33 protein-coding genes and 1 tRNA gene are annotated in these 26104 nt (G+C 26.0%); 2 read left to right on the forward strand and 32 right to left on the reverse strand.

From position 1 onward, the window contains the following. Positions 1–231: 231 nt before the first annotated feature. Positions 232–305: transfer RNA gene (locus QZ288_RS05935), tRNA-Ile, on the reverse strand. 423 nt (positions 306–728) lie between these two features. On the opposite strand from QZ288_RS05935, the gene QZ288_RS05940 reads away from it, so the two are divergent. Continuing rightward, the gene (locus QZ288_RS05940; RefSeq protein WP_295156338.1) at positions 729–1556 is read left to right on the forward strand and encodes an EFR1 family ferrodoxin; all 828 of its coding nucleotides are present in this window, start codon (positions 729–731) and stop codon (positions 1554–1556) included. A gap of 114 nt (positions 1557–1670) precedes the next feature. Here the strand turns inward: QZ288_RS05940 and QZ288_RS05945 are convergent, their stop codons facing one another. The 11 genes from QZ288_RS05945 to QZ288_RS05995 all read right to left on the reverse strand — a co-directional run bounded on the left by QZ288_RS05945 (position 1671) and on the right by QZ288_RS05995 (position 8816). Further along, on the reverse strand, positions 1671–2324 hold the full coding sequence (locus QZ288_RS05945) for a DNA-formamidopyrimidine glycosylase family protein (RefSeq protein ID WP_295156341.1): 654 nt from the start codon (positions 2322–2324) through the stop codon (positions 1671–1673). A gap of 80 nt (positions 2325–2404) precedes the next feature. Then, positions 2405–3343, reverse strand: coding sequence for a UDP-glucuronic acid decarboxylase family protein (locus tag QZ288_RS05950; RefSeq protein WP_295156344.1), 939 nt, complete (start codon positions 3341–3343; stop codon positions 2405–2407). 107 nt (positions 3344–3450) lie between these two features. Then, the gene (locus QZ288_RS05955) at positions 3451–3666 is read right to left on the reverse strand and encodes a hypothetical protein (protein ID WP_295156346.1); all 216 of its coding nucleotides are present in this window, start codon (positions 3664–3666) and stop codon (positions 3451–3453) included. Positions 3667–3684: 18 nt separating this feature from the next. Further along, positions 3685–4056: a hypothetical protein gene (locus QZ288_RS05960; RefSeq protein ID WP_295156348.1), complete on the reverse strand. Its 372-nt coding sequence runs from the start codon at positions 4054–4056 to the stop codon at positions 3685–3687. Then, positions 4047–4241 carry a hypothetical protein gene (locus tag QZ288_RS05965; RefSeq protein WP_295156349.1) on the reverse strand — a complete coding sequence of 65 codons (195 nt, stop codon included), beginning with the start codon at positions 4239–4241 and terminating at the stop codon, positions 4047–4049. Before QZ288_RS05965 ends, QZ288_RS05960 begins: the two co-directional genes overlap by 10 nt. Further along, positions 4231–4506 (reverse strand): endonuclease, encoded by a 276-nt coding sequence (locus tag QZ288_RS05970; RefSeq protein WP_295156352.1) that lies wholly within the window; start codon positions 4504–4506, stop codon positions 4231–4233. Before QZ288_RS05970 ends, QZ288_RS05965 begins: the two co-directional genes overlap by 11 nt. 104 nt (positions 4507–4610) lie before the next feature. Next, complete coding sequence (locus tag QZ288_RS05975) at positions 4611–5039, reverse strand: hypothetical protein (protein ID WP_295156355.1); 429 nt, start codon at positions 5037–5039, stop codon at positions 4611–4613. 9 nt (positions 5040–5048) lie between these two features. Next, positions 5049–5597, reverse strand: a complete 549-nt coding sequence (locus QZ288_RS05980; protein WP_295156358.1) for a DUF5675 family protein — start codon at positions 5595–5597, stop codon at positions 5049–5051. Positions 5598–5624: 27 nt separating this feature from the next. After that, the gene (locus tag QZ288_RS05985) at positions 5625–5903 is read right to left on the reverse strand and encodes a hypothetical protein (protein WP_295156361.1); all 279 of its coding nucleotides are present in this window, start codon (positions 5901–5903) and stop codon (positions 5625–5627) included. Further along, positions 5876–6250 carry a hypothetical protein gene (locus QZ288_RS05990; RefSeq protein ID WP_295156364.1) on the reverse strand — a complete coding sequence of 125 codons (375 nt, stop codon included), beginning with the start codon at positions 6248–6250 and terminating at the stop codon, positions 5876–5878. The genes QZ288_RS05985 and QZ288_RS05990 overlap by 28 nt, the downstream gene beginning before the upstream one ends. Before the next feature lie 28 nt (positions 6251–6278). After that, the gene (locus QZ288_RS05995) at positions 6279–8816 is read right to left on the reverse strand and encodes a phage tail protein (protein ID WP_295156367.1); all 2538 of its coding nucleotides are present in this window, start codon (positions 8814–8816) and stop codon (positions 6279–6281) included. A gap of 197 nt (positions 8817–9013) precedes the next feature. On the opposite strand from QZ288_RS05995, the gene QZ288_RS06000 reads away from it, so the two are divergent. After that, complete coding sequence (locus QZ288_RS06000; RefSeq protein ID WP_295156370.1) at positions 9014–9880, forward strand: hypothetical protein; 867 nt, start codon at positions 9014–9016, stop codon at positions 9878–9880. Here QZ288_RS06000 and QZ288_RS06005 read toward each other — a convergent pair. The 20 genes from QZ288_RS06005 to QZ288_RS06100 form a co-directional block, all read right to left on the reverse strand. Next, positions 9877–10764 (reverse strand): phage tail protein, encoded by an 888-nt coding sequence (locus QZ288_RS06005; protein ID WP_295156372.1) that lies wholly within the window; start codon positions 10762–10764, stop codon positions 9877–9879. The two genes, QZ288_RS06000 and QZ288_RS06005, sit on opposite strands and share 4 nt — an antisense overlap. A gap of 90 nt (positions 10765–10854) precedes the next feature. Continuing rightward, complete coding sequence (locus QZ288_RS06010; RefSeq protein WP_295156374.1) at positions 10855–11028, reverse strand: hypothetical protein; 174 nt, start codon at positions 11026–11028, stop codon at positions 10855–10857. Between the two features lie 116 nt (positions 11029–11144). After that, positions 11145–11501 carry a hypothetical protein gene (locus QZ288_RS06015; RefSeq protein WP_295156376.1) on the reverse strand — a complete coding sequence of 119 codons (357 nt, stop codon included), beginning with the start codon at positions 11499–11501 and terminating at the stop codon, positions 11145–11147. 313 nt (positions 11502–11814) lie between these two features. Further along, positions 11815–12078: a hypothetical protein gene (locus QZ288_RS06020; protein ID WP_295156378.1), complete on the reverse strand. Its 264-nt coding sequence runs from the start codon at positions 12076–12078 to the stop codon at positions 11815–11817. Positions 12079–12104: 26 nt separating this feature from the next. Next, entirely contained in the window at positions 12105–12641 is a 537-nt protein-coding gene (locus QZ288_RS06025) for a hypothetical protein (protein ID WP_295156381.1), read from the reverse strand. A 445-nt stretch (positions 12642–13086) separates the two neighbouring features. Next, on the reverse strand, positions 13087–14064 hold the full coding sequence (locus tag QZ288_RS06030; RefSeq protein WP_295156384.1) for an ABC transporter permease: 978 nt from the start codon (positions 14062–14064) through the stop codon (positions 13087–13089). A gap of 16 nt (positions 14065–14080) precedes the next feature. Further along, positions 14081–15586: a sugar ABC transporter ATP-binding protein gene (locus QZ288_RS06035; RefSeq protein WP_295156387.1), complete on the reverse strand. Its 1506-nt coding sequence runs from the start codon at positions 15584–15586 to the stop codon at positions 14081–14083. A 95-nt stretch (positions 15587–15681) separates the two neighbouring features. After that, positions 15682–16623 (reverse strand): sugar ABC transporter substrate-binding protein, encoded by a 942-nt coding sequence (locus QZ288_RS06040; protein ID WP_295156390.1) that lies wholly within the window; start codon positions 16621–16623, stop codon positions 15682–15684. Between the two features lie 142 nt (positions 16624–16765). Continuing rightward, positions 16766–17971, reverse strand: a complete 1206-nt coding sequence (locus tag QZ288_RS06045; protein WP_295156392.1) for an ROK family transcriptional regulator — start codon at positions 17969–17971, stop codon at positions 16766–16768. Between the two features lie 108 nt (positions 17972–18079). Then, a complete protein-coding gene (locus tag QZ288_RS06050) occupies positions 18080–19477 on the reverse strand; it encodes a phage tail protein (protein ID WP_295156395.1) in 1398 nt (465 codons plus the stop codon). 122 nt (positions 19478–19599) lie between these two features. Next, complete coding sequence (locus tag QZ288_RS06055; RefSeq protein WP_295156398.1) at positions 19600–19872, reverse strand: hypothetical protein; 273 nt, start codon at positions 19870–19872, stop codon at positions 19600–19602. After that, a complete protein-coding gene (locus QZ288_RS06060; protein ID WP_295156400.1) occupies positions 19856–20413 on the reverse strand; it encodes a phage capsid protein in 558 nt (185 codons plus the stop codon). The genes QZ288_RS06055 and QZ288_RS06060 overlap by 17 nt, the downstream gene beginning before the upstream one ends. A gap of 40 nt (positions 20414–20453) precedes the next feature. Beyond that, positions 20454–20837: a hypothetical protein gene (locus tag QZ288_RS06065; RefSeq protein WP_295156403.1), complete on the reverse strand. Its 384-nt coding sequence runs from the start codon at positions 20835–20837 to the stop codon at positions 20454–20456. Positions 20838–20905: 68 nt separating this feature from the next. Continuing rightward, entirely contained in the window at positions 20906–21202 is a 297-nt protein-coding gene (locus QZ288_RS06070) for a hypothetical protein (protein ID WP_295156406.1), read from the reverse strand. A 35-nt stretch (positions 21203–21237) separates the two neighbouring features. After that, on the reverse strand, positions 21238–22281 hold the full coding sequence (locus tag QZ288_RS06075; protein ID WP_295156408.1) for a phage capsid protein: 1044 nt from the start codon (positions 22279–22281) through the stop codon (positions 21238–21240). A 145-nt stretch (positions 22282–22426) separates the two neighbouring features. Next, entirely contained in the window at positions 22427–22795 is a 369-nt protein-coding gene (locus QZ288_RS06080; protein WP_295156410.1) for a phage capsid protein, read from the reverse strand. Between the two features lie 36 nt (positions 22796–22831). Next, positions 22832–23791 carry a phage capsid protein gene (locus QZ288_RS06085; protein ID WP_295156412.1) on the reverse strand — a complete coding sequence of 320 codons (960 nt, stop codon included), beginning with the start codon at positions 23789–23791 and terminating at the stop codon, positions 22832–22834. Between the two features lie 214 nt (positions 23792–24005). Then, positions 24006–24920, reverse strand: coding sequence for an Rpn family recombination-promoting nuclease/putative transposase (locus QZ288_RS06090; RefSeq protein ID WP_295156415.1), 915 nt, complete (start codon positions 24918–24920; stop codon positions 24006–24008). Between the two features lie 55 nt (positions 24921–24975). After that, positions 24976–25602 (reverse strand): ImmA/IrrE family metallo-endopeptidase, encoded by a 627-nt coding sequence (locus QZ288_RS06095; RefSeq protein WP_295156418.1) that lies wholly within the window; start codon positions 25600–25602, stop codon positions 24976–24978. 5 nt (positions 25603–25607) lie between these two features. After that, positions 25608–25850, reverse strand: coding sequence for a hypothetical protein (locus tag QZ288_RS06100; RefSeq protein ID WP_295156421.1), 243 nt, complete (start codon positions 25848–25850; stop codon positions 25608–25610). Positions 25851–26104: the final 254 nt, after the last annotated feature.

Consider the following 26104-nt stretch of genomic DNA (forward strand, 5'->3'; position numbering starts at 1 on the left):
GTCAGGCACTCACAAGTTTTTTATTATAGTTTTTATTTTTTATATAAAAAACTATTTACTTATAACTTTTCTATTTCTTTAATACTCAAACCTGTAAGTTTAGATATAAGATTAATGTCCATATTAAAGATACATATAAGTGCCTTTTAATATTTCCCATTAACAGCCAGCCTTAAATTAAAGGAGATAATAAAAAAAATTATACTATATAAGTATAATTTTTATGGGTATTGGGCCAGCAGGGACTTGAACCCCGGACCTAATGATTATGAGTCATCCGCTCTAACCGACTGAGCTACTGGCCCCGCTAAAACTGATTTAAATATCATATAATAAAATAAAAAAATGTCAATAGATAAACTATATTTTATTTGATTTTTTATAATAAATTCAGATTTATATTTTTATAAATAAAATTCACTCAATAAAATACTTTAATTACTTAATAAATTATAGCATTTTATTATGTAAATTAATTAATCATATTTATAGGAGGAATATATGCTGAATAAAAAAGTATAAAATAATGAAAAATAATTTTAAAAAGTTTCTTACTATTATTTATTTTATTAATTGCAGAGTATAATTATTAAAACAGGTTCTAATGAAATAAAATGTATAGAACAATTTAAATATAAAAATAATGATGAAATACTTGACATATCAAAATAAATTTATATAGTAGTTTAAATGTATGGTTTTTATATAGCTTTTAATGGAGTATAATTATGAAAGTTAATAAAGTTTATTCAATTTATTATAGCGCCACAGGTACAACGCAAAAAATAGTTTCTTTTATAGGAGAGAGCATAGCAAAAAAATTAGAAGTGCCTTTTGAAAAATATAACTTTTCATTACCAAAAAAAAGAGAAGGAATATTAGAGTTTAAAGAAAATGATTTGGTAATATGCGGAACTCCTACTTATGCAGGAAGAATACCGAATGTAATGCTTCCTTATTATAAGAATAATATTAAAGCTAATGGAGCTATGGCAGTACCTATAGTTTTGTACGGAAATAGAAATTTTGATGATTCTTTAATAGAACTTAGAAATACTATGCAGGAGAATGGTTTTTATACTATAGCAGGAGCTGGATTTATAGGGGAGCATGCTTTTTCTTATGTGCTTGGAGCAGGAAGACCTGATGATAAGGATATGGCTATTGCTTATGAATTTGCAGATAAAGTAGCAGAAAAAATAAAAAATATGGGCAGTATACCTGATGAGCCTATTAAAGTAAGAGGAAATGATCCTATTCGTCCTTATTATATGCCTAAAGATAAAAATGAACATGCTATAGATATATTAAAAGTAAAGCCTAAAGTGGATACTTCAAAATGTACTAACTGCAAAACTTGTGCTAATGTATGTCCTTTAGCTTCTATTGATTTTGATGATATTACTAAATATGTAGGAAAATGTATAAAATGCGGTGCTTGTATTAAGAAATGTCCTGAACATTGCAGATATTATGATGATGATGGATTTTTATATCATCAGCATGATCTTGAAGAAGAATTCCAAAGAAGGGCTGAACCTGAATTATTTTATTAATTAATATATAAACTTTTATAATTGATAAATACTAAATAAAAAACAATAGATTTGGTTTTATAATCGGATTTATTGTTTTTTTATTATAATTATCATTTTATTATTACTTTGTTATTATTCTTCAGGAGATTCAGAATCTTCTTCTTCAGTATTTCCTGAAGCTTCTCTTAAAACCTGCTTAATAGCGTCAAATATTTCTCTTGCTTTTGTTTTATTTATATCCGATGTTTTTGTTTTTTTAGTAATAGATGCTTTCTTTAATATCATATCTCCGTATACATTTCCTATACCGCTTAATATTAAAGGGTTCTTTATTAATTTTTCTACTGTAGTATCATTATCAGCAAGCAATTGGCAGAATAAATTATAATTAAACTGTTTGGTGAGAGGGTCATAGCCTATCTTAGGCATTGTTGTAGAATCTTTCCATATAGGTATAATTTTAGTTATTTCATCATTATTTTTTCCGTCTTCAACTACAAAAAAATTGCCATGATCCGTTTCTAATTTCAAAATACTATTTTGATATGTATCATCTTCAGTTAATACAAAAGAGCCGTTAGGTCCTAAATCTACAAGCATAGCATCTTGTGAAAATTGAAAATGCATATATCCGCCGTATCTTAGAACATCTATTATTTTTTGCCCCTCTATATCTTCCATTTCTTTATATTGCTTATCTATAGCAACTATTCTATTTATATAAGAGTAGCAGATTTCACTTTTTATAGAGTTTATTAATGTAATTAAATTTGGCAGTTCTTTCATACTATAAAAATCCTATAAATGTTATGTTTACTTTATATTTTAGCATGAAAGAAAAAAAAATCAAATTTATAACTAATACTTTAAATTTTATTTATATAATTATTAAAATATTCTATAGTTTTTTTCAAACCTTCTTCTAATTTATAATTAGGATTCCAATTAAGTTTTTCTTTAGCTAAAGTTATATCAGGCTGTCTTTTTATAGGATCATCTTTAGGCAGATTCTTAAATATGATCTGAGATTTTGAGTTTGTCATATCTATAATTTTTTTTGCAAATTCTAAAACAGTCATTTCATAAGTATTTCCTAAATTAACAGGTCCTATAAAATTGTCGTTATTCATCATTTTTACAGCTCCGTCAATCAAATCATCACAGTAGCAGAAACTTCTAGTCTGACTTCCGTCTCCGTAAACTGTTATAGGCATATTTTTAATTGCCTGTATAATGAAATTTGAAACAACTCTTCCGTCATTTTCATTCATTCTAGGTCCGTAAGTATTGAATATTCTTATAATTTTTATATCTGTATTATATTCTCTATAATAATCCATCATTAAAGTTTCAGCACCTCTTTTGCCCTCATCATAGCAGCTCCTTATACCATTAGGGTTAACATGCCCCCAGTAGCTTTCTTTTTGAGGATGTTCTAAAGGATCTCCGTAAACTTCGCTTGTTGAAGCCTGCAGTATTCTTGCTTTACATTCTCTTGCTAAATTAAGCATATTAAGTATCCCTAAAACGCTTGTTTTAAAAGTATGAATAGGATTTCTCTGATAATGTATAGGAGAAGCAGGACATGCAAAATTATAAATCTCATCGCATTCTATATGTATAGGCTCTGTGATATCATATCTTATACTTTCAAAATTTTTATTATCAAATAAATGCTTAATATTTTCTTTGCTTCCTGTAAAAAAATTATCAATAGATATTACATAATTTCCTTCATTTAATAATCTTTCGCATAAATGAGAACCCAAAAAACCAGCTCCGCCTGTTACAATTATTCTCTTCATCAAATCAGTCCTTAATTATATTTATAAATGAATACTATATTATAATAATTATTAAATATTTCAATTATAATTTTTACTTATATTAAAAAAATTATTACTGGTATAAACTAAAAATAATTAGTATTTACTTGAATATTATACCAATTCTGCCATTCTGCTATTTTTATAACAGATTTTTTATATTCTTTTATAAGTTCTTTTTCTGTATTTACTATACTAGGCTTATAAATTTCAGGCGGTTTTGATAAAGGCATAGTTATATATTTGACTGAAGAGCAGCCCATTATAAATACAGCATATAATAATAAAATTAAATATTTCATATTTTGATTATTCCTATATTATTTCAATTGTAAAGTTTTATAATAGTCATTAATGACAGCATTTACTGCATCTATACTGCTTTTGTCTAATTTTCTATCATCTATTTTTTTTATATAATTATCACTATTTGTAAAAACTTCTAATATATATAATTGCCTCTGCTTAAAGATATTATCTTTTATAAGTAATGCATTAGTTTCTTTTAGAGTTTTTATTTCATATTTCAGCTCTTTAATTTTTTTATATTTGCTTTTTAATTGTAAGCTGATAGAAATAATAATTATTGCTATTACAGATAAAAGTATAAACACTAAAAAATATTTAGACTTCACAAACTCAAATAATTTATTTTTAATTAAGTTTAATATAAAAGTAATTGCTATTGACATAAACCCTCTTTTTTATTAGCCTCTTTAATCATTTCCTCAAAGCCCTTATCATCAGTATATATAGGCGTAAACTCTTTCATAGTCTGCAAGTATTCTTTTATTTGATTATAATATTTTACTTCTTCAAGGTTTTGATTATTTTTTAATTTGCTGTCTAAAAAATTAATACATTTATCAATTGTCATTATTTGTATTTTCCTTTGTATTATCTTTATAATCTTTTTTATCATCTTTATTAACTATTAATTGTATAAATCCTCTCAAGTCGCTTCCTATACTCACACTATTAAGCCCTAGCAGTAAAATTATAATCGCTATAGCCTCTTCTTTGGAAGGTATTTTATCAATTATAATAAGCCTTACAGTCCATACAGAACCGATTAAAAAAGTTATTATTGAAGTCCAAATACTTAATTTTTTATTAGCATGATGTTTGTCTACAAAACTCATATTTTAATCATCCTCATCATCTAATAATACAGCAATCAAAAATAATAAAAAGAATACAGGTACAAGCAAAAATATCATAGTAGGTATTAGGGCAAATGTCATATTTACATATCCTTAAAAAAATTAACTATTAAAGCCAAGCCTTCCAAAATCACCGCTATTATAACTGTTATTCTTACTTTATCCATATAAAACGGAGTTTTAGAAGTATTCTGTCCGCCTTGTTTTAATAAATCCCTTATCTCTTTTATATCTGCTTTCATTACATCTGCATCGCTTTTAATACTATCAGATTTATCATTTAATATTTTTATATTTATATTATTTTTATTAACTTTATCTTTTAGTTCTGAAACTTCAGTTATAAGTCCGTTGCCTGTTCTAATACCGTCTTTGTTAATGCCTATTTTTTGTGCTGTTGTGATTAATAAATCATGTTCTTCATTATTCATAATTTCATTTCCTCTTTTTTGCTTCATTTTATTTAAATCTTTATTTTCATTAAAAGAATATATTCTTTGATTAACAGCCATTATTTACTCCTATGCCTCTTCGCATTCATTAATAATTAATTTAAAATTCTCTATGCCGTATTTATCAAATATTAAAAATAAATCATTAATACATTTGGTGCTATTTTCTATTTTGCCGTTATTTTTATTAGTGTATCCGCATAAAATACAGCCCTCAGTATCCTGCGGATAGTTTCCAATATGTATTAATATTCTTCTCTTGTTATGATTTTTTATTTCTTCAGACATAACCCATACGGCTATATTATTTCCTTTTGTTCCATCTGTTATTTTTTTTAGATGTCTGTTTTTATTCCAATAAGAATAATGTTTAGTTAAAGCACTATTTGTTCTTGAAGAAGTCCATCTTAAATAATACTCATCAGCTAATATTCTTCTGTCTAAACCGCTTTGAGATGTACTTTCTCCGCCGTTTTCTAAAGTAAAGCATTTAAATATACTCTCTCCTTTCTCATCAAATATTGTCAGAGTACCTACTGTAGAGTTTTCAGCTTTACTGTCTTTATTTTTTTTGATATTTTTATATTCTTTTTCTCTTTGAATGAGTATTTTTAACATTTTAAGCCTCCTATATATATATAGGCATTATTCATTTACTTTTTTATATTTTTCTTTAATTTTGAGTTTCTCATCTTTAATTTTACTAAATAACTCTTTTTCTTCTTCTGTCATATCATTAATATGATTTTCAAAATAAGTATTAAAGAAATCTAACATCATACCGTCAGTATGCTCTTTATATTCATTTTGTCTGTTTTTATTTTCCTTAACTATTAAATAAATAAAAAGTAATACAATTACAGATGTAAAGCAAATTACAAATACAGTCCAATCCATTAAACCGCTTTCGCCCTCCTTATCCACCCGTTTAAAAATCTTTCCTGACTTTTATCTTTTTCTACTATTTCATCATTAGCTATCTTTTGTGAGGCTTCAATAAGCTGAATACTGTCATTAATTAATACTTCATTTTCTTTTAATTTGATTAAGCCTTTTTTTATAGCTTCTTTATTTGAAAGAACTTTATTCTCAGCTACACGGTTTAAATTAAGTCCTTTAAACATATAATCTTTTTTATCTAATATTTGATAGCCCTCTTTATATATGGATAAAGATTTAATTCTTTCTTTATCATCAATTTTTATCATTTCTATAATGATATTATTTTCATCTACTAAAACATATTCTTTTTTATTATTAACTAAATTCATATATTACCTCTTTTTATATTGCTTAAAATTAATATTCCCAGCTGTCAGAAGTTCTTATATATTCAAAATAATAAGATGTTATAAAATTATCATAAACAACTATGCCAGTTGGACCTTCATTTGCTGTAGTTTTAGAATAGATAGCTACTGTGTTTTTTGCTGGGATCCTTCTTATATAATGTCCATGATATGTAAGACCTATGTCTGTTAGATATGCCGCATATATAGGGATCCCTGATGCATCAAAATCTTTTATATTTCGTTTAAAATTTATATCAGAATGGATAAATTGTTCTATGTCCTCACCTTTAATATTAGGTATAGTATAGTTTTTAGCATTAGGCTCTCCTGCCATATAATAAATAGGCTTTCTTCCGCCGTCAGAGTTAACAAAATATCTTCCTGTAAAATGTTCTTGTTCATCTGCTATGATATTTAATCTGTCAGAAATATTGTCTGCTTTTTCATTTAATGCCTCTCCTAATTGCTGTACATTAGAAACAGGATATAAAAGAGGATTTACTTCTCTGTTTTTATCTGGTATGAGATTTAATGTGAATATATCACCTATCCTTATTGTACTGCCGTCCTGATATGCTATGACTAAATCTGCAGCATTCTCATAGTCAGCATTTTGCTTAAAATAATATTTTACTGCTTTTCCTGTATTTGATGTGATTTGAGTAGTATTGATAAATGTATTATTTGTACTTAAATTAAAATAATTTTCTAAATAAGGTTTTAAAAAACTATAATATCGAACAGTTTTAAAAGAATTTTTGATTTTTATATTACCTGCTAATTTGACTGAACCATTATTGTTTTGGAGATTTAAATATGACATATAATAAAATGTAAACCTTTCATTGTCTCCTACTCCTAAAAAATAAGTATCTATAGGCTGATAATGTCTGTTTTTTATAGTTAATGTAATATTATATATACCTTGTTCAAAATCACTTAAATCTGTTTTTGATATTGCTAACGCTGAACCTATAAATTCAAATTGGGTAGGCTCGCTAACATTTTCTATAACTACATCTCCATTATTATTAATCCATTCATCAGAAGAAACAACATGCCAAAACATATTTATCGTATTAAATATAAATAATGAATTTGTTTCTCCTTCAATATTTTTTATTTCTAATACTATAGCTTTTTGTGATGCAGACAGATAAAAATTAGTTATAGAGGTATTTAATATATAGCTTCCGTCTTCTTGTTTTGTTATATTTGCTGTATATTCTTCATTTGTTATTATATTAGATAACACTAAATTAATATTATTTGGAATCTGTGCTTTGAACTTTGGGAAATTATAGCCTGAAATATATTCTAAATTAGTTTTGCTATTATCGAATGAAACATCTATAGCTTCGGCAAATCCTCCGCCTCCCAAGCTTATTAAAGTTAATTTACTTCTGTCTTCATTCCAATTAGAAGCAGTGAAATCCTCATCTACTTTATATATATTTTCATTTCTGATTATTAAATCATTTATAAAATATGAAGTGTCTTCTGCATATTCTTTATTAGTTCCTCCGCATACACTTATAGTATTGCCATTTAAATTAATATTATTTCCTGATATTAGACTATCCTGCTTATTATACTTTAATTTTTCTATTGCTTTTTGAACTGTATTTGTACTGCTTCCAAAACTTGAATTACTATCATCATAAAAAGTATTAGAGGCTTTATTTAAATAATCTATCTTTTTAAATTGAAGTAATTCATCAAAAGTATAATTTTCTGAAGTTCTTAATACCAAATAGCAGAAATTATCTTTTAATATTATTTGATTTTTATATACATTTTTTATATCATTATTCCATTCTACTATATCCTGTAAAGGCTTTAATATATCATTTATATTTGCTATATTATCATAGTTAAAATCTTTCTGTACTATGAAAAAATTATTATTATATTCTACCAATTCATTAGATTTATAGAGTGTATTTAATTCTAATTTTCTAAAAGGCGTTATTAAACTGCAATTAGTTTTTAAATAATAATCTGTATCATCGCTTGTAAAATCTCTAAAAACTCTGTATAGATAGCCTTTGTATTTTATAATATCATTTATTTTATAATCAGTATCTTTATAATAATTTTTTATAGGGTAATTATTATCAAGATTATTTAATTTATCAGCAATTTCATCAAGCATAAATGCACAAAAAGTACTGCTGTAAGTATTTATTTTATATTTAAAATTTTTATTTAAATCGCTTGAGGGAAAGAAAATTATACTCTTAAAATTAATATCATTTTGTATTAAATATATTTCATTGTCTTTGACTTCTACGCTTTGCAAATCTTCTAATTCTTCTAAAAGATGAGGATATACTTTTATATCATCAATTAAAAACTCCGTATTTTCTAATGCCCCATCAACAGCATATCCTATATCTGCACAAAAAAGCCTTTGCCCTTGAAAAACTTTTACCTGTACATTATTAGTATTAAGTTCTAATTCTCCGCTTCTTTCCAATAATTCAAATGTATTTTCTGAGATTTTGTATTGAAAAGGAGCTTGTATATTATTATTATTTAGCATTTTATTATTTTCCTTTAATTTTATTTAAATATTTTATCAAAAAAAGGCAGCAGATGATTATTTATATATTTTTAATCAAAAGCAATATTTATTATGACTTTTATAGTAAAAAATAAAAAAAAGTACACTATAAAAGGTTGAGCAAATCTACAAATATTTTATAATGTCTATTAAAGTTTAATTAATAGGCTTAAATAATGAAAAAAATATTAATTTTATTTTCAATAATTTTTATTAGTATGCATAATCTTTATTCATTTACAAATGGTTTTGTATGGGCATTGAAGTTTAATTTTAATGGTTCAGCTACAATACCCTCTATAAAACAAGAAGATTTAAATAAAATGGGCATAGAGTATTTTAAAGGAGCTGTAGGATATTCTTTAAATGGAGAATTAGAATTAGGCTATCTGTTTGGTTCTGAAAGATGGTTTAATATGGATAATAGAAAATTCAGCGGAATGAGTTTATTCGGCTATTTAGGAGTAGGAACAGGATATTTAGGGCAGGGTTTTAGAGGTACTTTTTCAGACAACAAAGATGATAAGGCTAATATATTTGTTAATATCAATTATGCTCCTGTTTTAGATTTTGGAATAGGCACAAAGGTTCATTTGTTAGAAGATAAATTAGTGCTTGGGCTTTCAATAGGCGGTAAATTTATAATTGACAGCTCTCCTGAAAGTTATATTTACAGTGATAATCCTGGTGCTGTTGAAACTGGCACAGCAAATCATCCTAATGGCAAAGTTACTTTACCTATACTTTCAGAAGTTATAATGAGTAAATATATAAATCAATCTTTTAACAGATTAATGCTAAGTGTTAAATTTACTATAGAATATAATCAAATTCTTTCTGAAAAAGTGTCTTTACTGCTTGGATTATATACAAGATTTAATGTTTATAATCCTAAATATTTAGTAATGACTAAAGATATAGAAAAAATTATACAGAGTTATACAGGAGGCAAAGACTTTACATTAGAAACTAAACTCCCAAGTTATTTTGTAAACTCTTTAGATTTTGGAGTAAGTATTGGTTTTGCTTTTAATGCAAATTAATTGTTCTTATATCTTACCATAAAATATAATATAGCAGTTATAGTATTTTGACCATTATTTTTCATTCCTAAAATAGGTTTAGAATTAAGTATTGGAAACCATATTAAGCGGGGAATTCCTTTTGGATAATTAATATTATTTTTTTCAAACTCGCCTCCATAATAATTATAACTCGCTGAGCTTCCAAACCAGCCCATAAAAGGAGCTTTATCATTTATATTCTGATAAAGTCCGAAAGATGAAAGAGATAATAAAGCTGATATATTACCGCTTACATATCCTGACATTTGCAGATATTCTAAATCATCTCTCAAATTTAAATCCCATTGCTGAGTGCCTTTTCCTGATTTTGTTATTGTTTCTTTTATTATAAAAGTAGAATTATTCTGAACCTCTTTAATCATATTATTAATCTCCTCTATATATGAAGGTATTCCGACAGTTCTTTCAAATATATCATTTAATACACCTGAAGTTATAGAAGTAGTTATATAGCGTCCGCTTACTATTTTTAATTTTTTACCTGCATAAATACTATTCAAAAAATAAGTTCCTCTAAGTCCGTCTTTATTAAACCAAAATATTTGATTTTCTTTAGGCATATATTTATCATTGCCAAGTTCTCCTATAACATTTGTCAAATCTGCTATTTTAGCAGTGCCTTCTTCATCATAAACAGCAAAAATACAATCATTTAGAAAAGCTAATGAATTGGTTAAAAGCCCTGTAGATACTGCAGTATAATTTGAATTTTCAAAAGGCTCATTAGGTATTTCAAAATATAAATTTTCTGCTGTTTGTAAATAGCTTTCATCTCTAAAAGGGTTATATGTATTTGAAAGCCCAAAATAATTTAATATAGTTCCTTTAGTACTTGAAATCATAGTTTTCTCCAAAAAATTAATGCATTAATATTTTATTATTAATATTTAAAATTATTATAGAAATTATTATTAATTATAATATAAATTATTTTAATTATTATGAATTGATTTGTTTATTAAAATTTTAAATTTGAATACTGCATAATTAAGTCCAAGCCTCAAATAATCATCTTCATCATAAATACAATGAATAAATCTTCCGCTTATTACCTGATACCAAGCCTCTAAAATAATTTTATTCCAAAATAAAGAAGCTGTATACAAACTTATAAGTGAATCATTAAAATAGCAAAAATCATCATATTTAACCTGCTTATTTTTAAAAGCATAATTTACGAGATTATCAATTTCTGTCTGTTCTACAGCAGAAAAAACAGGACTTACATAATTCTTCTTTCCAGCAAAAAACTTTTTATCACCTGAGCAAATTCATTGATATCTTTTGTACTCCATTCATCAAGAAGATTTGAAGCAGTATTATCATTAATCCTAACATCAAGCCATTGAAAAATATCATCATCAATAATCTGCTTTTCTTTTTCTCTTACATATTTAAGATTTTCATTAAAACTTGGACGATTGATAGTTATAATATCATCGCTTTGAAATTTATTTCCTAAAGTAGAACGGCTGAATATTTTAACAGGCACTATATTTTTGCCGTCATCTTTATAAACGATTTCTTCTATAATATATCTGTTAAAAAAATCTTCGCATTTAAACTCAATTTTCTGCATTTTTATACTCCTTTAATATACTCCTTAATTTTTTTTCACTATAGTTTTATGACAATTACATTGTCATAAGTTCAAAAAATATAAGGAGTGTTTTAATATACTCCTTAATTTTTTTCACTATAGTTTTATGACAATTAAATTGTCATAAGTTCAAAAAATATAAGGAGCGTTAATATACTCCTTAATTTTTCTATTAGAATTTATAAAAAAAATTATGTATAATTATTTAAAATTTAATTTAATATAACTTCAAAACTTTAAAATAAAAAAGCCTTATACAAAAGTACAAGGCTTATGATTATGAATAATTTTATTATTTTCTAAATTTCTCTATATAATCCATATCCTTATCTGAAATACATAAACGAATAGATACTATATTCAAATTTTGTTCTCTTATCAAATGTACGCCATTGTTTACCGTAATTTCAAATACTGTTAAACCTTTAAGTCCATTTGGTCTTTCAAATGAAACATTATATTTCTGTTTATTATTATCTTTCCAATCTATATAAACAATATATTTATGTTCTGATAAAAAATTTATAACTTTATCTGCATCATAAAATAAAGACATACTATATAAATCCTTAACAAATTATTTTATTGCACTTCTTTTAAGTCTATTTCATCAATTTTATATTTAGGCTCTATTGTTGCATTAACTTGATTAAGTTTATTTTGTATATCTACATATTTTTTTAGAAAATCATTAAAAGTGTTTTTATACTTTTCTTTAACTTCTTCTATTATTTGCTTTTCCAAAGTATTGTTTATATCTTTACCAAATTTTGCCAATTCTCCATCTATTTTTCTATAATGTCTCCAATAGTTATCCATAGCATTAGTATCTACACAAATTATATATTTATCTAAATCCTGAGCAGAATTTATATTATTATCAAAATATTCTAAAATATTTGTAACTAAATTTGTTATAGATGATTTTATATCTTCTCCGCTGTTAAAAAGCATAAGCTCCAAACAAACAGCTTCAAATATACCGTCATCAGCTTTATTTACCATAAAATGCAAATGAGGTATATTCCAAGATTCTGTATTTTTTAAAACAAGCTTACCTACGGCTTTAAAATCTAAATGTGAAACGGATAGAACTTTTATATTTTCATATTTAGACATTTTTATCTCCTTAAAACTTGATATGATATATAGTATATCAAAAATTATTTAAAGTGTCAAATTAGGGTGTAACTTTTATATTGACATAATAATATTATACTTATAATATTATTATGAAAATAAAAACTATTGTATTAATTTTTTTTTACTGCTTCAAATTATATTCTTTCAACAGTATTTTCTTTTCGCAAAATATACAAAATTATTTCACTATCTTTGATATAGGCTACAATAAAAATATTTCAATAAACCTAATAAAATCAATTTTGAATATTCAAACAGCACATTTCTATCAAATATGACAGAACTAGAAAAAGATAAATATCAAATTCATTAATAAAAAAAATAAATTACATTAAAATAAATTATCTCTGTCTGTGAATGCAATCAAATAATTACTGTTAATGTCATTTGATTGTTCAACTGCAATTATTCTATAATAACTTTATCTCTTTTTCATTAAATCTACATAAACAGCAAGAAGTATTACAATGCCTTTAACTATAAGCTGCCAAAAAGAATTTATATTAAGCAAATTAAGTCCGTTATTAAGAACACCTATTATCAAAGCACCTATAACTGTTCCGCCTATAGTACCGACTCCGCCTCTCATACTAGTTCCTCCAAGTACGCATGCAGCTATTGCATCAAGTTCAAAACCTTGAGCTGCTGTAGGCTGTCCTGAATACATTCTTGAAGCTAAAACTACACCTGAAAAACCGGATAAAAATCCTGATAATGTATATGCAAATATTGTGACAAAAACTATATTTATACCTGAAAACTTAGCAGCCGTTATATTACCGCCTACTGCATATATATGTCTTCCTAATTTAGTTTTTCTTAATATTATAGATATTGCTATAACAAATATTAAAGTATAAATAACCTGCAAAGGTATTTTACCTATATATCCAGCCCCTAAAATATTAAAAGAATCATTCATAACTCTAACGGGCTGTCCTCCTGTAGATACATAAGCAATTCCTCTTGCTATATTGAGCATACCTAAAGTTACTATAAAAGGCGGTATTGATGTTTTAGCCACTACAATCCCATTAAATAAACCGCATAATGTACCTATTAATACAGCTGTAATAATGGCTAATGGTAAAGGAAAGTTAGCAAATGCTATTAATTCTCCTGCCACAGTTCCTGATAATGCAACTATTGATCCTACAGAAAGGTCTATACCATTTATTATAATTATAATAGTCATTCCTAAGGCTAGATTTAAATTTGTAGTTACCTGTCTTAATATATTTATAATATTATTAGTTTTTAAAAAATTAGGTGTTAATATTATCATCAATATACATATAAATATTAATCCTAAAAGTATTCCGAAATTAGTTTTTACAAATTCAAATATTGGAAATATAATTTTTTGTTTTATTATATTCGCAAATTTATTTTTATTCATATTATTACCTTGTATTTTAAGAAGTTGCCAAATGCATAATTTTTTCTTGCGAAAAGTCATCTCTATTAAGAATACCTGTTATACATCCGTTATGCATAACTGCTATCCTATCAGACATACCTATAACCTCAGGAAGTTCTGAAGATATAAGTATAATAGAAACTCCTTTTAAAACTAATTTATCCATTATTTCATATATTTCAGATTTTGAACCTACATCTATACCTCTTGTAGGCTCATCTAATATAAGAACTTTAGGAGATGTAGCAAGCCATTTAGCTAATACTATCTTTTGCTGATTACCGCCGCTTAAAAACTTTACCATTTGTTTCGATGAGCTAGTTTTTATTGAAAGCTTATCAATATATTTTTTGATTATAGAGTTCTCTTTAAGATTATTAACTTTTATAAAATTTATAAATTTATTAAGTATGCATAAAGTTATATTATAGCCGACATTATTTTCTAATACAAGCCCCTCTTCCTTTCTATTTTCTGGAAGTAAAGCTATACCATATTTTATAGTATCAGATACATTATCAATAGAAGCCAAATTTCCATCAATATATATTTCTCCTTTTTCTTTCTTATCTATACCGAATATTATTTTCATAAGTTCGCTTCTTCCAGCACCAACTAATCCTGCAAATCCTAATATTTCTCCTTTGTATAAAGAAAAATTTATATTTTTTAAATAAGGCTTTCCATATAGATTTTTAACTTCAAGTATTTTTTCTTTATTATTATATTTACTATTATATTTATTATTTTCTATAAATGTTCTTTTATAATAATTATTTAAAGTTCTTCCTACCATCATAGAAATAAGTTCATTTTTATTAGTTTCTAAAGTTTTAACTGTACCAACTGTGCTTCCGTCTCTCATTACAGTTATTCTATCTCCTATGGCAAAAAGCTCCTCTAATTTATGGGAAATATATATAATGCTTACATTCTGATTTTTTAAATCATTTATAATTTTAAATAGATATTGAGTTTCTTTATCAGTCAAAGAACTAGTAGGCTCGTCCATAAAAATTATATTACTATTAAATGAAACAGCTTTTATAATTTCTATAATCTGCTGCTGTGCTATGCTCAATTTTGCTACTTTAGTATTGGCTGATATATCAAAATTAAATTTCTCAAGAAATTTATTTGTTTGTTCTATCATTTTTTTATCGTCTGTAAAGCCGTTTCTTTTTTTTATTTCCCTTCCAAGAAAAATATTTTCAAATATTTTCATTTCGGAAATGAGCATTATCTCCTGATGTATTATACTGATGCCGTTTTTTTCAGCATCTGAAATAGAAGATATATTAACTTGATTATTATCTATAAATATTTCACCGCTGTCAGCAGTATAAATACCTGAAATTATTTTTGATATAGTAGATTTTCCAGCTCCGTTTTCACCTAAAAGAGCTAATACCTCTCCTGATTCAATTTCTAATGAAGCATTATCAAGTGCAGTTACTCCTGAAAATTTTTTACAAATATTTAAAGCCTTTAATCTAGCCATATAAAAACTCCATAAAATATATGCATCTATGATTAAATAATACTGATTAGATAATGCTTAAATAACATAGTGCATATATTTTATAAATTTAATAATTACTGCCAGCCTTCTATACCATATTGATCAACATTATTTATATCAATTAATGCAGTTTCAACACTTATGTTTTTTTCAAACGGTTCATTATTTAATATTTTATATGCAGTTTCAGCAGATTTTTTGCCTATATTGATTGGCGATTGTGCTCCTGTAGCTGTTGCCTCTCCATTTTTTATAGAAGCTTTAATTTCAGGAGAACCATCAACTCCGTAAACTAATGAATCTTTTTTATTGGCAGCTTTTAAAGCAGCAACTATGCCTAAAGCTATAGGATCATTTCCTGCAAAAAATACCTGAACATCAGGATTGGCTTGAAGTATATTTTCTGCTATAGGCAATGTTATTTCTAATTGTCCTAATCCGTCTTGTCTTGATACTAATTCAAATTTATTGCTTACAGCACCGAGTCCGTCATAAAATCCATTTATTCTGTCCAAAACTGATTTTGCTACAGCATGTTCTATAATAGCTAATTTTCCTCCATTAGGCATTCTTTTTGCTAAATCTTCTCCGCATAAATATCCAGCCTGATAATTGTCTGATATAACTACTGCATCTACCAAATCAGTATCATAAACATCGGCATCAAAGTTTACAACAGGTATTCCTGCATCTCTTGCCGCATCTAATGCAGGCTTAACTCCCTGCCAATCTACAGGGTTTAAAAATAGCAGCTCTATACCCTGTGCTATCATATCTTCAACTTGAGATATTTGCTTAGCTTGGTCAAGCTGAGGGTCTAATATTATTAAAGTATCTCCATTTTTTTCTAACTCTGATTTAATTGATTCGGATATTGTCAAAAAGAAAGGGTTATTCATTGTCATAGCGGTATATCCGAATTTTCTGCCGCTTTTTGCTTTAGAACCTCTATTACAAGATGCAAAAACAAATAAGATTGTAATACAAATTAAAAAAATTACTGTTAGCTTTTTCATTTTTAGCTCCTTATATAATTAATTAAAATAATTATTAAATTAATTATATTAATTAATTTAATTAATATATATTAGTATATTCAAAAAAAGCTGATAGTCAATTTTTTTATGAAATTATTAAGAAATTATAAAAAATATATTTTTATTTTAAAAGCAATCCTTCTCTTAAAATAGTTTCTATAGCTATAATGCTGGCACCCATCAAAACTTCATCATTATCTTCGCTTCCCAATCTTATTTCAAGATTATTATATAAATCAGATATTACTTTAGATTTTACATTTTCTTTAAGCATATTTAAAAAATCATCTCCGAAATGCACCATTTCATCGCCTATAACTATGATATCAGGATTGATGAAATTAACTAAATTTACTATTCCTATACTAAAATATTCTATGCTCTTATTTACTTCTTCAACTACTAAAATATCTTTATTTTTATAAGCTGATACTATATCCTGAAATTCAAAATCTAATTCTAAAACAGACTTATATCCTGAAGATAAACGCTTATTTATTCTTTTATAAAGCGATATAGTAGAACAATAATTTTCAAGGCATCCCCTATTACCGCATTGGCATAAAGGTCCGTCAAAATCTATGCTGGTATGTCCTATTTCACCGAAAGTTCCTGTTGCTCCCCTTATTAATTTACCGTCTACTATAAGCCCTACACCTATTCCGTGACCTGCTATGATATAAGCAAAAGTTTTATTAGTGCTGCTGTATTTATTCAAATGCCAGCATGCCATAACCCCAGCTTTAGCATCATGCTCAAAAAATACAGGGATTTTAAATATATTCTTAAAATAATCTTCAACTAAAATTTTCTCCCAGCCTGGAAATTCATTAACGCTGATAATACCTGTTGTTCTGATAAAAGGTCCTGGCAGAGTAATGCCTATAGCTATTATATTATCATTTTTATATTGATTAATTAAGTCATAAACTGCATTTTCTATTATATATAATGTATTTTTTACACCGTCATTTAGATCAAATTTATATTTTTTTATAAAATAACATTTTCCTATTATATCAAACAGCCCTATAGAAATATATTTACGGGTAAGCCTCACTCCTATAAATTTATACTTATCGCTATTTAAAGAAATCGCTATAGATCTTCTGCCTTTGATTCCATTTTTAGAGCCTATTTCCGAAACCAATCCTATTTTTATAAAATCATTAATAATATTGGTAATAGTTGCCTGTTTTAAACCTGATAATTTAGACAATTCTACTCTTGAGCATACGCCTAACTGCATTAAAAGTTTAATAATAAGATATCGGTTCATTTCCTGCATATCATTATAGTTAATGCTTTGTTTAAATTTATCAATCATTAGAAATATTACCTTTAATATACTTTTATTAGCTTAATTAATTGGTAATAAGTATAAATAAAACTTTTTTTTAGTCAATATTAATAATTTTATTAAAGTTTAGTATAGTTAAAATAAATCCTCTCTGTCTGTAAATGCAATCAAATAATTACTATTCATATCAGATGACTGTTCTACAGCTTTAAAATTATTCAAAGATATTGAAAGTTCTTTAGGCTCTATTGCAGGAAATGACGGACTTCCCCCAACATCGCAGCTTATAAATATAAAAGGATAATCTTTATTTTTAAATCTTGTTTTAGATGATATTATAAATGACTGTCTGTTTCCATTTAAAACCCTATCATAAAAAAGTTCTTTAGACTGAATATTAAAAACTGCATTGCCTGAAAAACTTAATGTAAATTTAGAATTTGGAAAACCGTATCTTTTTGCTGAAATATTAAATTTTTCTTCTTTAGTCCATTCAAAAGATAAAGCAGCATCGCTTACAGAAGTAGCTTCAGTACCATTAATAAAAAGTTTTGTAGGATATTTAGAAGTCTGAGCCATTACAACATCTCTTTCTTCTGAATTCTCTTCATACAAAACTGAATTTTTATCAATTGATATTTCTTCCAAAGCCCATAATGAAGAGCTAATCTCTGTCATAGATTTATTAGCAAAATTAAAATTAATAGATTTGCTTTCGCAGCCTATATATTGATTGCCGTCCATATTTTTTGAGCTGTCATACAAAGCTATATTATAATACTGAGGTTCTCCAAATCTCGGACTTATTATGCTTTGATATTTAGGATACTGCTTTTTTGCATCTTCATCAAATATGCCGCTTTCTATTAATCCTACTCTTTTAAAACTAAGCAAGTATTCAGTTTTGTTATTTTCTTTATTATATTCTTCTAATTCATTTATTAAATTGCTAAAATCAATTTCATCTTCTTCATTTCCTGTTATTAAAAATGCTGTTAGATTTTTTATTTTTTTTAAATAATTAATTAAATCTTTTTGCCTCATACCTTCATAAATATCAATAAAATTACTGTAATAACCATTGTCATCTTCAATTATAATTTCAAGCATATTAATACTTTCATCTTCTGAAGATTTATTGAATCTAATTGCAAAATTATTAAAGGAATTAATGCAAAGTAAATTGCCTGATGTTTCTTTTGTATGAACATTAGCCCATATTAAACTTGCATAATATGCATTTGTATTTGGAAAAGCTCCATAAGAAATATCTCCCGCATAAGTAGTAGCACCTGCATAACTTTCTGAAGAAGGAGAGCCTACATATTCTTTGCTTATTGTTTCTGTAGTAGGAGTAAGCCCTATAGATGACGGATATATTAAATATTTTCCTTTAACATCATCATCAGTAAAATCAGTTTTTTCATCTCTCTTTTTTGTTTTTGCTATTCTTACTTTATAATTAGAACCGCTTACAACAGTTAAGCCGTCCTCATCATTCATTAAATTACCTTTCAAATCAAAAATGCTCATATATATTCCTATTTTTAAAATAATATAAATTTATAATTTTTAATATATTACCGCTTGCCCGCCCAAAAATTACTATATAAAAAATATTTAAATTCTAATATTTAAATAAATAAAATAAATAATCAAGTAGTTTCTAAAACTATATTCTCCAAAATATCTCTGTCATCAACTGTGATGCTTCCCTCTTTTGTATTATAATTTTCAAGACTTACTTTATAATTTATAATATCTCCTTTTTTATAAGCACCGAAATATTTTTCTTCTCCGTTCATTATTATTTCAGCATTATTAGGAGAAGAAGTAATTTTTATTTTATAAAGTTTATCTCTGCTTTTTATATAATCATAAACTTTTTTATTAAATGAATTATTGATTAAATTAGTAAAGAACTTCATTTAAATAACTCCCTGTCATAATCTTAAAATTAATATTAAGAGAAAAGCTCACCCCCCTTATAGATGAAAAGTCATTTAACTGTCTTTTATTATTTTCACTGTCAAAAGAAGGCGATTCCCATTTGATGATAGGAGATAAAGCTATACGCTCTCCCTCATCATTAAGTTTTGATATCCAATAACGCGAAGCCTGATTTAATGCAAGCGGTATCATAGTGTATGCTAAAAAAGATTCGCCTGCTTTAAGCTCCTTGTACACTTGTGCCTTTAAGCATATATCATCAGAAAAACCAGCAGTATCGCCAATATATGAATTACTTGCCCTGCTCTCGCCGTCAGATATAGAAGCCCAAAGAAATGATTTGCTCATAGATTTCAAAGCACCCAAGCTGAAATATTCTATCTTTAATTTATCATCTAAAAGTTTATTTAATTGATTATCTCCCTGAACATTACTCCCTGAAAAATCAATATACTCATCAGCCATAAAGTTCATAAAATTATCCAAAACATATATAATGCTGTTTTTAAAATGTATCATATATTAACCTTTTTATATACTTTCTTTTTTATAAAATAAATTAAGGCTTTTTTATACTGCCTTCCAAACGAACACTGTCATAACTGTTTTCATCAATTACAATTTTTGATAAATCTTTTATAGCAAGTTCTTTTAAACGCAAACTTTCTGTGCGGATGAAATTTATTAAGTCGCTGTTTGAAACAAAATTAACAGTTAAAAGTCTTGCGGCTTCATAGCATATATAATTTTTTATAGATATATAGGGAAGTCCGTTTTCTTTTGTAGGCTCATTATAATTCATATTTAGAATCATTCTTCTAAACTGAATAGTATAATTTTTAAGCTGCTCTTGTAAAAAGTTTAAATCAATATCATCATAATTAAACATTTTAAATATACTTTTAAAATAATCTATATCAGGCTCGTATATATATTCCTGCATATTAATTTCCTTTTTTAAATACAATTTAAATATAATGCCTTGATGTATTAAAGTATTGTATGAGGTTTTTAAGCCTCAAGTTCTTTTATTTTCTCTTTTAACTTTTTGTTTTCTTCTTTAAGATAATTTATAACATCATTAGGCTTCATTTTCTCTCTTATAAGCTCTTCTGCTTCTTCTTTGCTTATAATCAAATATGAATCGCTTAAAGATATATTTAAATCGCTTTCTACTATTACTTTGCATCTTCTCTCATGCACATCTCTAAAGAAATATCCCACTCTGGCAACTACATAATCATCAGCTTTAATTTCTTTATTTGTAATACTGTTTTCTAAAAAAAATAATAAAGATTTCTTTAACATACTGCCTCTTAATTATATTTATTAATGTACTTAATTTAAGATAAACTCAAATCTATTTTACAAAAGCCGTAAGGGTTAGAAGCTACTGTGCATCTTTTTGTTCTTGTTCTCCATAAATTGTTTCCGAGTATATCAACTTCTCTTATATCATGATTTAAATATACTACTTCTTTTATTGAAGCCATATCTAAAATATTAGATGAAGTTGTAAACATATAAATTGATGAGCCTGTCCAAATATCTGTAAGATTTTCTAATTGATATTTCTGATCAACTTCATAATCATCAGCAACTCTGAATGCAGTACCCACAACAGTAATTCCGCTTGTTACTGCATTAAATATATCAGGTCTGAATGCTTTATATTTTCCATCAGTATTATTTCCAATCATTGATATATAATTAGAAAATAGTCTGAATAATCCTTGAAGTTTTATATATACATCTATTGGAATAATTATATAAAGTTTCTGTCCATTATCCTGAAGCTCCATTTTATCATTAAATAAATTTCCGCCTACAGCATAATTCAAATATTTTGCTAAATCTATAAATGAGGAAAAGAAATTATCAATATCAGCTTCAGTCCAAGTGCTTATAGGTTTGGCAGTTAAATCAACAGTATTTGTACTGCCATAAAGTTCTGCATCTGTAACTTTTGCTGCTAAATTTCTTTCTCTCAAAAGACCTAATCTTGATATAAGTTTTTGTGCTATGTAATTTAGAATTTCCTCACCTGCTTTTTTTTCATCTCTGGCATAAAGCTCATTAATTTCTTCTATTCTGTTAATATCTATTCCAATATAATATTCTTCAGGCTCCATCTTAAAAACTCTAGCCTGATGTTTAGGGTATTCATTAAAAATATTTAAATCTCCCAAAGAAGTACCGCCGTACATATTTTTAAGATTAAATGCCGTATTATCTAAATCTCCTCCTATAGCTCCCTGCGAAACTCCTACAAAAATTTCAGGTATATATTTACTTACAAAATTAGTTTGTCCCATATATTTAGGCATTTCTTTATTTATTATTGGAAAAAGTTTATTTTGTAAATTTTGTAAATTAGGTATACTCATTATTTAAACTCCTTTTATTTTTATGTCTGATTTTGCTATAGACTTAATAAATTAATTTAATTATTTAGCTTGCTTATCTACTGCGTTTTTATTTATCAATAGTTTATTACTAATAAAATTATTTTGATAAGTAAATAATATGTGTTTAATAGTTTTTCAAAAGTATTTCTGCATAAGAGCTTCCGCCTCTTATTACAATACCTACACCATGTCCGTCCAGTGATTTTTTAAATCCCTTATCTGAAGCTTTTACAATATCGCCTGAAACAACATTCTCGCATACAACTGCATTCACTATTCCATCATAACAAACTGATATTGTATTTGCTTTTAATCCGAATTCTTTATATGAAACAGCATCTTCCAAAGCAACGCCTATAAATGCTGAACCTTCGCTATAAAGCGAAAAAACACCTTTTCCATTATCATTTTTTATTGCTGCAGGAAAACCTCTTTTTGGTAAATTAGCTTCATCGCTATGAATATTAGCTTTTATTATAGAACCTTGTGGCATTTATAAAACTCCGTTTTTAATTATATTTTACAGTTATCATTTAAAAAGTTTTGCTATATCACTATAGTTATTTTCTTCGCTTAATGCTGATAAATTTATTTTTTCGCCTCCTCCTATTCCTATAGGCACTAAATCATTTCTAACTATTGACATTATTTCTTCTTTGCTTAATCCTGCCTTAAAAAGTTTTCTAGCCTTTGTATATGTAGAGCTTTCTGATTTTGAAGAACATCTTACAGCATTCTTACTTTCAGCATACTCATTGCACCAATCTCCGTAAGTGATAGCGGAAAGATTTAATTCCTTATTATTATTTAAATCTTTATTTTGTTTGTCCGTTGTATTATTTTCTTTTGATTTATCTTCTTTTAATTTCTCTTCTTTTAATTTCTCTGTTACTATATCTATAACTATATTTTGTATCTCTTCATCATTTTTTAATAAATAAGAAAATTCTTCTCTAGCTTCTCTTTGTATTTCTTGTTCTTCGCTTATTAATTTTTCTAATACTGTTTTTAATTTCTGCATATACTCTCCGTTAATATTTTCTTCATTACTTATAATTGCACTTGCACAAAGCAAATCTACATTACGGCTTGCAGGATATTCTACCGCAGCAACAGCCTTGATTTCGCAATTCTCCCAATAAATAAAATCATTATCTTCATAAGATTTTTTACCAACCATTTCAATAGAAGGATAAAAAGATTTTTTCTCTGTTATGCTGCAATCAAACCATTCTATAACAGCATAAAGTCCAACAGCTTCATTATCTTTTTCTAAACTTATAACTTTTCCAATAGCCTTTCTTTCTTCATTTTCCTTATGCCCTTTATATACAAATATTTCTATGCTGCTTTTTTCAAATGATTTTATAAGCTCATCAATATTTTTTTCTGTGATTTTATTAGTTTTAGTTTCAGCAAAAGTATTTTTTGAAAGCGGTATATACTGTTTGAAACTGCCTCCTAATATTTTATATTTTTTATTTAGCATATTAGCTCCTCATTATAAATAAATTATCAGATTTGTTTTTCTGCCATATAATTAGAGATGCATTTATAATTTTAATAATGCTTTCTTACAATTAATTACAATTTATTGTCTCTATACCTATAGCAGAATATATAAGTGATTATAAGTTCATAAAAAATAAAAAAGGCTCAGTAAATTAATACCAAGCCTTTTATTATTTAATATTTACTAAAAATTATAGCTTCTCTATTTCTTCTAAACTTAAACCTGTAGTTTCGCTTATAAATTTATTATCAAGCTCTGATTTTTTTAGTTTTTCAGCTATTAATATTGCTTTATTTCTCTCTCCTTGTTCTATACCTTGTTTTATTCCTTTTTTTATACCTATTTCCTCTGCCTTATTTAATTCTATATTCATCATTTCTTGATGAAAATATTCATCAATTTCTTTTTTTCTATAAGTATCTATTAATGGTTCATTATGAATAAATGATTCTGATTTCTCTTTAACTTCTTCAAATATGGTATTTTCTTTTAATAATATAGACATATCCTCTCCTTTAAAAAATTTTAACCAAGATGAAAATTCTTCTTGTAAATCATTATAATTATTTGATTGAAATTTTGGAAGTTCTATAAAATGAAGCTGACAATCTTCTGTAAGAATTTTATTATATTTGATTTCTTTTAAAACATAACAAGTATGAATATAATCTATATCTTTAACTAATTTGAAATTTAAAATATTAATGCTTATGACAGGTGTTAATTTATTGTATTTATCATTCTTATTTAATCTTACACTATAACTGCTAGCCCAATAATACAAAACTCTTTTTATAAAAGATTCGTTTCCTTGTAATTGTATTTCTATTATTACAGCTTCTCCATTTTCTGTTATGCATTTTATATCCATTACAGATTCTTTTGAATTTATATACTTACTTAAATTAAAAGGATTTAATATTTCAACTTTATAAAAAGTTTTCATATTCATATTTTTCATAACTGAATTAATAAAATTTAAAACTATTTTCTCGCTTCCAATATCTGAAAATAAATAACGAATATAGCAGTCATTAATTCTATTTATATTATCTATGGTAATAATTTTACTTTTTATATTTTCAATTATATCATATCTTTTCATATATTTTTATTATACTTACATTCAATCAAATTGTCAAAATCATTTTATTAAATGATTAACTACCATATTTATCGATTATAGATTCTCTTAATTCCTTAAATTCTGAAACTCCATTGACTATAAAGCTTCTTAATTTATCATCTTTATAGAAATTTGATTTATCATACAATATATAACACATTATAGCATCCATCAATTCCTCTTCATCTACAATATCCCAATTTATACCTACATTTTTTTCTTTTAATATTCTTTCAACTATAATATGAGCTAATTCATGTGCTACAACACACCTTTTTTCAGGAATTGTCATATTTTTATTTATAATGATTATATCTACATAAGGTTCTTCATCTGGAGATAAAAAACCATAACTGCTAATATCTTTTTCTTTTATAAAAATTTTATATAAAGCGATATTTAATATTCTAAAATCTCTATTATTTATTATATCACCTTGTTTTTCTTTTTTTTTCAAATGTTCTCTAAAATCAGATTGTCTATTTTGCAATATAATATTTTCAATAGCACTTTTCCAATGTGATAATAAAGATTTTTCTATATATTTAAGAATAAGGTTATCCATAACATTAGATTCTAAATCATCTAATAATTTACGATGTTTGGCAATACTAGTATATCCGCATATATAAGCTATGTCTTTCAATCCCAATTTTGACATTTTTGTTAAAATCCCCTGTACATTCTAACCTCTTCATCTAAAAACATTACTAATATATCATTATATTTTTTTTCTAATGATATATTGCCAAAATACTTTATAGCTTTAGAATTACAGGCTTTTGTAAGAGCATCTATTTTTGTTTCATAATCATTTTTTTCTATACCCAAAGAATCAAAATATGCTTCTACTTCTTCTTCTGTAGTGCATTTTTGCAATTCTTCTTTACTGAAAAGTTTAACTGCCATAAATGCCTCCTTAAATTTATTTTATAAATATCATGAAATTTTAAAATTAGTAAAGTAATTTTTCATACATAAATATAGTATATGCAATTTTAATAATTAACAAGTGTATATACATATAAAAATTATAGGGGCTGTCCTAGATAACTTAAATTTGTTAAAATTTAGGTATGAAACGCAGTAAATTAACTAAAGAAAAGCAATTAAAATTAATAGAGCATTTTGTAGCTGGAACTACAGCGAGGACATCTTCTGTC

This window comes from uncultured Brachyspira sp., assembly GCF_910578695.1.
Taxonomy (GTDB): domain Bacteria; phylum Spirochaetota; class Brachyspiria; order Brachyspirales; family Brachyspiraceae; genus Brachyspira.

Coding starts and splice junctions, on each gene's coding strand:
- QZ288_RS05940 (WP_295156338.1), top strand. CDS start 729: ATGAAAGTTAATAAAGTTTATTCAATTTATTATAGCGCCACAGGTACA.
- QZ288_RS05945 (WP_295156341.1), bottom strand. CDS start 2,324: ATGAAAGAACTGCCAAATTTAATTACATTAATAAACTCTATAAAAAGT.
- QZ288_RS05950 (WP_295156344.1), bottom strand. CDS start 3,343: ATGAAGAGAATAATTGTAACAGGCGGAGCTGGTTTTTTGGGTTCTCAT.
- QZ288_RS05955 (WP_295156346.1), bottom strand. CDS start 3,666: ATGAAATATTTAATTTTATTATTATATGCTGTATTTATAATGGGCTGC.
- QZ288_RS05960 (WP_295156348.1), bottom strand. CDS start 4,056: ATGTCAATAGCAATTACTTTTATATTAAACTTAATTAAAAATAAATTA.
- QZ288_RS05965 (WP_295156349.1), bottom strand. CDS start 4,241: ATGACAATTGATAAATGTATTAATTTTTTAGACAGCAAATTAAAAAAT.
- QZ288_RS05970 (WP_295156352.1), bottom strand. CDS start 4,506: ATGAGTTTTGTAGACAAACATCATGCTAATAAAAAATTAAGTATTTGG.
- QZ288_RS05975 (WP_295156355.1), bottom strand. CDS start 5,039: ATGGCTGTTAATCAAAGAATATATTCTTTTAATGAAAATAAAGATTTA.
- QZ288_RS05980 (WP_295156358.1), bottom strand. CDS start 5,597: ATGTTAAAAATACTCATTCAAAGAGAAAAAGAATATAAAAATATCAAA.
- QZ288_RS05990 (WP_295156364.1), bottom strand. CDS start 6,250: ATGAATTTAGTTAATAATAAAAAAGAATATGTTTTAGTAGATGAAAAT.
- QZ288_RS05995 (WP_295156367.1), bottom strand. CDS start 8,816: ATGCTAAATAATAATAATATACAAGCTCCTTTTCAATACAAAATCTCA.
- QZ288_RS06000 (WP_295156370.1), top strand. CDS start 9,014: ATGAAAAAAATATTAATTTTATTTTCAATAATTTTTATTAGTATGCAT.
- QZ288_RS06005 (WP_295156372.1), bottom strand. CDS start 10,764: ATGATTTCAAGTACTAAAGGAACTATATTAAATTATTTTGGGCTTTCA.
- QZ288_RS06015 (WP_295156376.1), bottom strand. CDS start 11,501: ATGCAGAAAATTGAGTTTAAATGCGAAGATTTTTTTAACAGATATATT.
- QZ288_RS06020 (WP_295156378.1), bottom strand. CDS start 12,078: ATGTCTTTATTTTATGATGCAGATAAAGTTATAAATTTTTTATCAGAA.
- QZ288_RS06025 (WP_295156381.1), bottom strand. CDS start 12,641: ATGTCTAAATATGAAAATATAAAAGTTCTATCCGTTTCACATTTAGAT.
- QZ288_RS06030 (WP_295156384.1), bottom strand. CDS start 14,064: ATGAATAAAAATAAATTTGCGAATATAATAAAACAAAAAATTATATTT.
- QZ288_RS06035 (WP_295156387.1), bottom strand. CDS start 15,586: ATGGCTAGATTAAAGGCTTTAAATATTTGTAAAAAATTTTCAGGAGTA.
- QZ288_RS06040 (WP_295156390.1), bottom strand. CDS start 16,623: ATGAAAAAGCTAACAGTAATTTTTTTAATTTGTATTACAATCTTATTT.
- QZ288_RS06045 (WP_295156392.1), bottom strand. CDS start 17,971: ATGATTGATAAATTTAAACAAAGCATTAACTATAATGATATGCAGGAA.
- QZ288_RS06050 (WP_295156395.1), bottom strand. CDS start 19,477: ATGAGCATTTTTGATTTGAAAGGTAATTTAATGAATGATGAGGACGGC.
- QZ288_RS06055 (WP_295156398.1), bottom strand. CDS start 19,872: ATGAAGTTCTTTACTAATTTAATCAATAATTCATTTAATAAAAAAGTT.
- QZ288_RS06060 (WP_295156400.1), bottom strand. CDS start 20,413: ATGATACATTTTAAAAACAGCATTATATATGTTTTGGATAATTTTATG.
- QZ288_RS06065 (WP_295156403.1), bottom strand. CDS start 20,837: ATGCAGGAATATATATACGAGCCTGATATAGATTATTTTAAAAGTATA.
- QZ288_RS06070 (WP_295156406.1), bottom strand. CDS start 21,202: ATGTTAAAGAAATCTTTATTATTTTTTTTAGAAAACAGTATTACAAAT.
- QZ288_RS06075 (WP_295156408.1), bottom strand. CDS start 22,281: ATGAGTATACCTAATTTACAAAATTTACAAAATAAACTTTTTCCAATA.
- QZ288_RS06080 (WP_295156410.1), bottom strand. CDS start 22,795: ATGCCACAAGGTTCTATAATAAAAGCTAATATTCATAGCGATGAAGCT.
- QZ288_RS06085 (WP_295156412.1), bottom strand. CDS start 23,791: ATGCTAAATAAAAAATATAAAATATTAGGAGGCAGTTTCAAACAGTAT.
- QZ288_RS06090 (WP_295156415.1), bottom strand. CDS start 24,920: ATGAAAAGATATGATATAATTGAAAATATAAAAAGTAAAATTATTACC.
- QZ288_RS06095 (WP_295156418.1), bottom strand. CDS start 25,602: ATGTCAAAATTGGGATTGAAAGACATAGCTTATATATGCGGATATACT.
- QZ288_RS06100 (WP_295156421.1), bottom strand. CDS start 25,850: ATGGCAGTTAAACTTTTCAGTAAAGAAGAATTGCAAAAATGCACTACA.